The following is an 8,108-nucleotide window of genomic DNA, read 5'->3' on the forward strand; positions in this document are numbered from 1 at the left end:
CGTGTGTCCGACGGGTAAAAGGAGCAATCGGGGTATTGGCCCTTACTGCCCTACTCGTCCTGGTTGGAGCACCTTGCTGAACAGCACCTTTCCCCCCTCCTGGCGCAGCCGCACCGTCAGCTCCCCGCTCGCCCCGTCGATGTCGATCTCGCCGAAGTTCTGCGGGCTCTCCGCCGGGGAGGTGTTGGCACGGTCCGGTGCCCTGACGAACGCCTGAGCCGGCCCGAACGTTCCGTCGAGCGCCACCGCCTGGAACCCGCCCGCGTTCAGCGGCCCCGACACGAACTCCCAGAACGGCTCGAAATCCCCGAACGCCGCCCGCTCCGGTGCGTAGTGCTGCGCCGATGTGTAGTGGACGTCCGCCGTGAGCCACAGGGTGCCGGTGATCCGGGCGTGCTTGATGTGCCGCAGCAGCTCGGCCAGCTGCCGCTCGCGGCCCAGCGGAGCACCCGGATCACCCTGCGCCACCGCCTCGAAGTCCGTCTTGCCGTCCGGCACGACCAGGCCCAGCGGCAGGTCGGAGGCGATCACCTTCCAGACCGCCCGCGAACGCGACAGCTCCCGCTTGAGCCAGCGCAGCTGCTCGGCCCCCAGGATGCCCCGCGGGTCGTCGGTCTGCCGGCCGGGTGAATTGGCGTTGCGGTAGCGGCGCATGTCCAGTACGAACACGTCGAGCAGCGGGCCGTGCCGCACCACGCGGTAGACCCGGCCTCCCCCGTCGGGCCGCAGCGTACGGACCGGGAAGTACTCGCCGAAGGCGCGCAGCGACCGGGCGGCCAGGACGTCCGCGTCCTTCTCCGTGTACCGGTCGTCGTCGAGCAGCTGGCCCGGATACCAGTTGTTGTGCACCTCGTGGTCGTCCCACTGGACGATCGTGGGCACCTGGGCGTTGAACCGGCGCAGGTTGGCGTCCAGGAGGTTGTACCGGAACGCGCCACGGAACTCCGCGAGCGTCTCGGCGACCTTCGCCTTCTCCTCGGTCGTCACATTCCGCCAGATCCGGCCGTCCGGCAGGGGCACCGTGCCGGTGATCGGGCCGTCCGCGTAGATGGCGTCGCCGCTGCACAGGAAGAAGTCCGGGTTCCGGCGCCGCATGTCCTCGAAGACCCGGTAGCCGCCGCGCTCCGGGTTGATCCCCCAGCCCTGGCCGGCGAGATCGCCCGACCAGTGGAAACGCACATCCGCGTGCCCGCCCGTCGGAGCCGTACGGAACGTGCCCGGCACCGGCTCGCCGGTGCGGCGCGGGTCGTCCGGGTCGGCCAGCAGCACCCGGTAGTGGATCTGCTCACCGGCCGGCAGACCGTGCAGCGCGGTGACACCGGTGAAGTCGGTGTCCGGCCCCAGTACCGGCCCGTGCCAGGTTCTGGCGTGACGGAACGACTCGGTCGCCGCGGTCTGCACCACCATCCGGGCCGGACGGTCGGACCGCACCCAGACCAGCCCCGAGGACGTCGTCACGTCACCGGCCTGCACGCCCCAGGCGGCACCCGGCCGCCCGCTGCGGGCCTGGGCCGGCGCCGCGCCGCAGAGCGCCGGAAGCGCCAGCGCCGCGGAACCCGCCGCGGCGCTCCGCAGCAGCGAGCGCCGTCCGAAACCGCCGCCGGATCCCTGCGCCATCGGAAACCTCCATGCCGTGAGCGAGTGCGGTGACACCCGTTCGTACCGCTGTCCGGTGCCGCACGGCCGAACGGACGGTGAACACCGGCCTGTTCGGCCACGTGCCGGGCCGGGCCGCGGACGTGGGCCCCACCGGCCGGGCCATGGTCGCAGGACCACCGGCCGGCCGCCAGCACGTCACCGGCCGTGATGCCCCGTGCCGCCCGCCGCCCCGTGCCGCCCGCGGCACCGTGGCGGTGACCGTCGCATCGCGTGGTGGCGAACCTCGCACCGCGCCGTTTTCGCTGGACAACGCGGGGACGGCCGGATGGGATGGGGGAGTGCTGAAGGATTCCGTGACCGAGGTCTTCGAGGAACACCGCCCCGTACTGTTCGGGGTCGCCTACCGGATGCTCGGCCGGGTGGCCGACGCCGAGGACGTGGTGCAGGACGCCTGGCTGCGCTGGGCGGGCGCCGACCGGACCGAGGTACGCGAGGCGCGCCCCTACCTCGTACGCATCACCACCCGGCTGGCCATCGACCGGCTGCGGCAGGTGCAGTCGCGGCGCGAGTCCTACGTGGGACCCTGGCTGCCGGAGCCACTGGCGACCGACGCCGCCGGGACCGCGCCGGACACCGCGGACCGGGCGGTGTTCACCGAGTCCGTCACCCTCGCCATGCTCGTCGTCATGGAGTCGCTCTCCCCGCTGGAGCGCGCCGTGTTCGTGCTCCGTGAGGCGTTCGGCTACCCGTACGCGGAGATCGCCACCGCCCTGGACCGCAGTGCGGAAGCGGTGCGCCAGCTGGCGGGCCGGGCCCGGCGGCATGTCGAGGAGGGCACACCGCGCTTCGAGGTCGATCCGGCCCGGCAGCGCGACCTGACCGAGCGGTTCCTCGCCGCGGCCGCCGGCGACGACCTGGAGGGGCTGCTGAGCCTGCTGGCCGCGGACGCCCGGCTGGTCGGCGACAGCGGCGGCAAGGCCAAGGCCCCGCTGCGGGTCATCGAGTCCGCGGACAAGGTCGCCCGCTTCCTCTGCGCCGTCGCCAGGAATCCGGACCCGGCGGCGGAGTACACGTTCCTCGAACTCAACGGTGGCATCGCCATGCTGACCCGCCACAACGGCGTACCCGACACCGTCCTCCAGCTCGGCATCCAGGGCGGCCGGGTCCAGACGGTCTACGTCGTGCGCAACCCGGAGAAGCTGGCGTCGCTGGCCGCCCGCTGAGCGGCGGCCCGCAGGCCGAGGCGCGGGCTCGACAGCACCGGCACCCGGTGGCCCGGAGCGTCCGCCACCGGTGCCATGGACGCCTGGGCCAGGACGGCCACATCGGCGTCCCGCACCCGCCGCACCGCGGAGTCGACCGCCGCCAGATACCCCGCGGTGTCACCGGCCTCGAAACGCTCCCAGGCGCCCGCCACCAGCACCGTCCGCACGCCGACCGCGCGCCCGGCCCGGCCGGCCTCCTCGGCGATCAGGTCCCCGGTGGGCGCGAGGGTGCTCTCCAGCGCGGCGAGCACGGCGATGCGCGGTCCGGCGGCGACGGCCGCCGCGGCCATCGGACGGTCCACCCGCAGGGTCGGGAGCCCGGCCGCGGCACCGGCCGCCTCCGCGGCCCCGCCGATCGTCGAGCAGGTGCACAGCGCCGCCCGCGCCCCGTCCCCCGCGGCCGCCCCGAGCACCGCGGAGATCTCCTCGCCGACGGCTTCCGGCCCCTGCGCCCTTGCCCGGTCCAGGAGTTCCGGACGTACGAAGTGACGCAGCGCCAGGCCGGGGGCCTCCTCGTCGCGCAGCGCGTCGAAGACCGGGACGTGGACGGGCGCGGTGTGGAGTACGGCGAGCATGGCCGCAAGGGTAGCGAACGGATGCGGGATTGGTCTTGACCAAGGGTGAGGACGGCCATATCTTCGGGATACTGCAACAACCTTTCATAAAGAAGCGTTCATCACCGGGCGCGCGGGCGGGAGCGCATCGCCGACGCCTCGTGTGCGGGCCCGGATTCGATGGGGGTACTGCCCCGGTGGGCAGCGGCCAGTGCGGAGGACAGGTGGGGACCACGCAGCTCGAAACGGCGCCGGAGCCGAAGTACTGGCACCTCAAGACCGTGCTCAGCGACGCGCTGGACTCGGAGTTCGCGGTCGGTGAGATTCTGCCCAACGAGCGTGATCTGGCAGCCCGGTTCGGCGTCGCCCGGGCCACGCTGCGACAGGCGCTCGAACAGCTGGAACTGGAGGGCCGGCTGCAGCGCCGCCGCGGCGTGGGCACCACGGTCGCCCCGCCGCGCGTCGGCGTCGCCGTCGGCCCCGCACGGCACAGCTGGCCCGGCGCCCCCGGCGACGACTGGCAGCCGGCCGACGCGGCCGAGAGCGACACCGTGCCGTCCGCCGTGGCCCGCATGCTGGCGACCGCTCCTGGCGACCGGGTGCACATCGTGCGCCGCACCAGGCTCACCCAGGGCCGGCCCGTCGCCGCCGAGTTGCTGTACGTACCGGCGGCCGCGGTCCCCGGATGCGCCGAATCGGCCGCGGCCCTCACCGCACCGGCCCGCGCCCGCGCCGTGCTGCGCGCGCTGCAGGAACTGCGGCTGGACGGCCAGGACCGCACAGTGGAACTCGGCTCGGCCCGTGCCGAGGACGCCAAGCAGCTGGACCGCCTGCCCGGCGCGCCCGTTCTGGTGGTGACGACCCGCTATGTCTCCGACGGCCGCACCACCGCCGTGTCCGTGGCGACGTACCGCGCGGACACCTGCCGGCTGACCTTCGGTGAAAGCACGACACTGCCACTGCTGGCCGGGTAGGGGATATTCCCTAGGGGCGGGTCGAACGGATTCCCTAGGGGATGCCATGGCCCCCTGCAGGGCCATAACGAGGTGGGGTGGGGCGGGTATTCCCGGAGGTTGTGCGCGGAGGTGGTCGGTTCAGCGGCGGCGGGAGGTTGCCGTGGTGTCCACCGCGAAGAGTTCGCTTTCCACATGGTCCAGGGCCAGTCGCAGCGCGCCGGTGGCGACCGCCGCCTCGCCCAGGCGCGACAGCGCGACCTGCGGGGGCCGCAGGCAGTAGCGCGCCAGTTCCCGGCGCAGCGGCGTGAGGACGCCGGACAGCCCGGCCGCCCAGCCGCCGATCACCACCAGCTCGGGGTCGAGCGCCAGCACCAGGGCCGCGACATCGTGCACCAGCCGCTGGAGGAATCGGTCCACCGCCTCCCGGGCCCGTGCGTCGCCGTCCCGCGCCGCCGCGAAGACCGCGGCGACCTGCTCCTCGTCCAGGGGCTGCAGCGGCTGACCGGTCGTCGACAGCAGCTTCTCGGGCCTGGCTTCGCGGCCGAGCAGGTGCAGCGCGCCGATCTCGCCCGCCGCTCCGCCGAATCCACGGTGCAGCCGGCCGCCGATCAGCGAGCCGGCCCCGGGGCTCAGCCCGGCCAGGACGAACACGACGTCGTCGGAGGCGGCCGCCGCGCCCTGCCAGTGCTCGGCCACCACCGCCGCGTTGGCATCGTTCTCGACCAGTACCGGGCACCGGAACGACCGCCGCAGCCGGTCGCCCAGCGGGAGTCCCGTCCAGCCGGGCAGCGCGGTGCCCAGCCGTACGGTGCCGTCCGCCTCCACGATGCCGGGGGTGGCCACCCCGACGGCCCGCAGCGAACCGCGCGGGACGCCCGTACGGCGCAGCAGATCGGCCACCACGGACCGGACCCGCTCCAGCCGGTCGTCGGCCGGGGCGCTCTCCGCCACGGCACGCTGCCCGGTGTCCACCACCCGGCCGCTCAGATCGGCCAGCAAGGCCGTGACGCGGTGCGGCCCGATCTCGATGCCCAGCAGATGCCCGGCCTCGGTACGGAACCGGAACCGGCGCGCCGGACGGCCCTGACGGCGGGTCTCACCCTCCTCGGCGGGCACCTCGACCACCAGGCCGGTCTCCATCAGCCCTTCGACCACACCCTCGACCGTGGGCCGGGACAGCCCCGTCACCTGGACGAGGCGGGTGAGCGTGGAGGCGTCCGCGGCGCGCAGCGCGTGCAGCACCACCGCGGAGTTGATCCGTCGCAACAGGGAGGGATCCCCACCGGTGAGCCGACCCAACGTCCGTCTCCCTCGCTCGGCATATGTGGCGGATCGTAGCCGGTCAGGGGGTGTGCGGCGAGCCCGGGAGGCGGGCGGGCCGGGGCCCGTCACGGCCCCCGCACCCGCGACGGGGAGTCAATTGTCAGACCCGGCAGCTTTACTGAGGGCATGACACTGGACGAGCAGCTGACCACCATCGACCTGCTGCGCCGCCGGCCGTTCCCCGCCGAGCGGGGCCGGTCCGCTCTGTTCGAGAGCGGACCGGGCTTCCACATAGCCGCTCTGCGGGTCGGCGAGGCGTTCTGGGACGCGGACCTCACCGAGGTGGCGGAGGCCGAGGAGGAGTTCGAGGCCGGGCTGACGGCGCTGGTCCAGGCGCTCTCGTTACGGTGGGGCGCACCCGGAACCGTCGATCTCGCCGCCTGCTTGGAACGGACGGCCACGGGCCTGCCGGTGCGGCCCCCGCTGGACACGCTCTGCGGATATGTGCCGCGGATGCACGGCTGGCGGGTGCGGGGCCGCTGGATCGGCGTCGGGGTGGGGCAGGGCGACCCCGAGCTGCCCCTTCAGCTGCTGGTGGCGGTGGGGGAGGAGGACGCGGCGGACACCGCCGGATAGCGGGCCCTCGTGCCGGCCGGCGCACCCTCAGCCGTGCCGGGGCTCCGTGGCGTCGGGCTCCGCGAACGCCGCCGTGCGCAGGCGCCCGTACTCCTCCGCCATCGTCTGCAGCGTCCAGTGGGCGTTCAGACCGCTCGGGTTGGGCAGCGCCCAGATGCGGGTGCCGCCCAGGGTGCGTTCCTGCGGTCCGATCGTGGCGTGCTTGTCGTCGAAGGCGACGCGGTACGCCATGACACCGGCGACGGCGAGCCAGCGCGGGCGGAGCCGGGCCACCTTCTCGGCCAGCAGCCGGCCGCCCTCGCGGTACTCCGCCGCGGTCAGCTCGTCGGCCCTGGCGGTCGCCCGCGCCACGACGTTGGTGATGCCCAGTCCGTGCGCGAGCAGTTCCTCCTGCTCGGCGGGCCTGAACTGACGGGGGGTGAATCCCGAGGCGTGCAGCACCGGCCAGAAGCGGTTGCCGGGCCGGGCGAAGTGGTGGCCGGTGGCCGCCGTCATCAGCCCCGGGTTGATCCCGCAGAAGAGCACCCGCAGGCCGCTCGCCGCCACGTCCGGGACGAGGCGATCACGAGCGGCCTGCAGCTCTTCGGGTGTGAAACGCATGTCAGAGGATCGCGCCCGGGGTGTACGCGGCGGCCTCCGGGTGCTGCTTGGCGACCTCCTCGATCCGGGCGACGACGGACGCCACCTGGTCGGCGGCGGCACCGGTGAAGGAGAGCTTGTCCGCCATCAGGTCGTCCAGCTGAGCCCGGTCCAGCGGGATCCGCGCGTCGGCGGCCAGCTTGTCCAGCAGCTCGTTGCGCTCGGCGCCCTGCTCGCGCATCGCCAGCGCGGAGGCGACCGCGTTCTCCTTGATCGCCTCGTGTGCCACCTCGCGGCCGACACCGGCGCGTACGGCACCCATCAGCACCTTCGTCGTGGCGAGGAACGGCAGATAGCGGTCCAGCTCACGGGCGACGACGGCCGGGAAGGCGCCGAACTCGTCGAGCACGGTGAGGAAGGTCTCCAGCAGGCCGTCCAGCGCGAAGAAGGAGTCCGGAAGGGCCACCCGGCGCACCACGGAGCAGGACACATCGCCCTCGTTCCACTGGTCGCCGGAGAGCTCACCGGCCATCGACGCGTAGCCGCGCAGGATCACCATCAGGCCGTTCACGCGCTCGCAGGAGCGGGTGTTCATCTTGTGCGGCATCGCCGAGGAACCGACCTGGCCGGGCTTGAAGCCCTCGGTCACCAGCTCGTGACCGGCCATCAGCCGGACCGTCTTGGCGAGCGACGAGGGGGCGGCGGCGAGCTGCACCAGCGTGGTGACCACGTCATAGTCCAGGGAGCGCGGGTAGACCTGGCCGACGGAGGTGAACGCCCGGCCGAAGCCGAGGTGCGCGGCGATCCGCTGCTCCAGCTCCGCCAGCTTGGCCGCGTCACCGCCGAGGAGGTCCAGCATGTCCTGCGCGGTGCCCACCGGGCCCTTGATGCCGCGCAGCGGGTAGCGGGAGAGCAGGTCCGCCAGCCGGTCGTACGCCACCAGCAGTTCGTCAGCCGCGGTCGCGAAGCGCTTGCCGAGGGTGGTGGCCTGCGCGGCGACGTTGTGCGAGCGGCCGGCCATCACCAGCTCGGCGTGCTGCGCGGCCAGCGAGCCCAGGCGCGCCAGCACGGCGACCGTACGGTCCCGCATCAGCTCCAGGGACAGCCGCACCTGCAGCTGCTCGACGTTCTCCGTCAGATCCCGGGAGGTCATGCCCTTGTGCACCTGCTCATGGCCGGCCAGGGCGTTGAACTCCTCGATCCGGGCCTTGACGTCGTGCCGGGTGACCTTCTCGCGCTCGGCGATCGAGGCCAGG

Annotated in this window: 8 protein-coding genes; 3 read left to right on the forward strand and 5 right to left on the reverse strand. The window is 73.4% G+C overall.

Annotated features, from left to right (window positions below; translation table 11 throughout):
- Window positions 1-42: 42 nt before the first annotated feature.
- Window positions 43-1,617, reverse strand: coding sequence for an alkaline phosphatase D family protein (locus AZE13_RS31630; protein WP_066939817.1), 1,575 nt, complete (start codon window positions 1,615-1,617; stop codon window positions 43-45).
- Window positions 1,618-1,937: 320 nt separating this feature from the next.
- Between AZE13_RS31630 and AZE13_RS31635 the strand changes: the two genes are divergently transcribed.
- A complete protein-coding gene (locus AZE13_RS31635) occupies window positions 1,938-2,822 on the forward strand; it encodes an RNA polymerase sigma-70 factor (RefSeq protein WP_066939836.1) in 885 nt (294 codons plus the stop codon).
- Here the strand turns inward: AZE13_RS31635 and AZE13_RS31640 are convergent.
- The gene (locus AZE13_RS31640) at window positions 2,774-3,439 is read right to left on the reverse strand and encodes an aspartate/glutamate racemase family protein (protein ID WP_066939820.1); all 666 of its coding nucleotides are present in this window, start codon (window positions 3,437-3,439) and stop codon (window positions 2,774-2,776) included. The two genes, AZE13_RS31635 and AZE13_RS31640, sit on opposite strands and share 49 nt — an antisense overlap.
- A 203-nt stretch (window positions 3,440-3,642) precedes the next feature.
- Between AZE13_RS31640 and AZE13_RS31645 the strand changes: the two genes are divergently transcribed.
- Window positions 3,643-4,392, forward strand: coding sequence for a GntR family transcriptional regulator (locus AZE13_RS31645; protein ID WP_066939823.1), 750 nt, complete (start codon window positions 3,643-3,645; stop codon window positions 4,390-4,392).
- A gap of 120 nt (window positions 4,393-4,512) precedes the next feature.
- Here the strand turns inward: AZE13_RS31645 and AZE13_RS31650 are convergent, their stop codons facing one another.
- On the reverse strand, window positions 4,513-5,673 hold the full coding sequence (locus AZE13_RS31650) for an ROK family transcriptional regulator (protein ID WP_066939825.1): 1,161 nt from the start codon (window positions 5,671-5,673) through the stop codon (window positions 4,513-4,515).
- Between the two features lie 150 nt (window positions 5,674-5,823).
- Here AZE13_RS31650 and AZE13_RS31655 point away from each other — a divergent pair, with 150 nt between their 5' ends.
- Entirely contained in the window at window positions 5,824-6,273 is a 450-nt protein-coding gene (locus tag AZE13_RS31655; protein WP_066939828.1) for a hypothetical protein, read from the forward strand.
- Window positions 6,274-6,300: 27 nt separating this feature from the next.
- Here the strand turns inward: AZE13_RS31655 and mug are convergent, their stop codons facing one another.
- Window positions 6,301-6,873 carry a G/U mismatch-specific DNA glycosylase gene (gene mug / locus AZE13_RS31660; protein WP_066939831.1) on the reverse strand — a complete coding sequence of 191 codons (573 nt, stop codon included), beginning with the start codon at window positions 6,871-6,873 and terminating at the stop codon, window positions 6,301-6,303.
- A gap of 1 nt (window position 6,874) precedes the next feature.
- Window positions 6,875-8,108: adenylosuccinate lyase (purB, locus tag AZE13_RS31665; RefSeq protein ID WP_066939833.1), on the reverse strand; the 1,234-nt coding region annotated here is incomplete at its 5' end.

The sequence above is a fragment of the Streptomyces sp. NBRC 110611 genome, assembly GCF_001590865.1.
GTDB lineage: Bacteria > Actinomycetota > Actinomycetes > Streptomycetales > Streptomycetaceae > Streptomyces.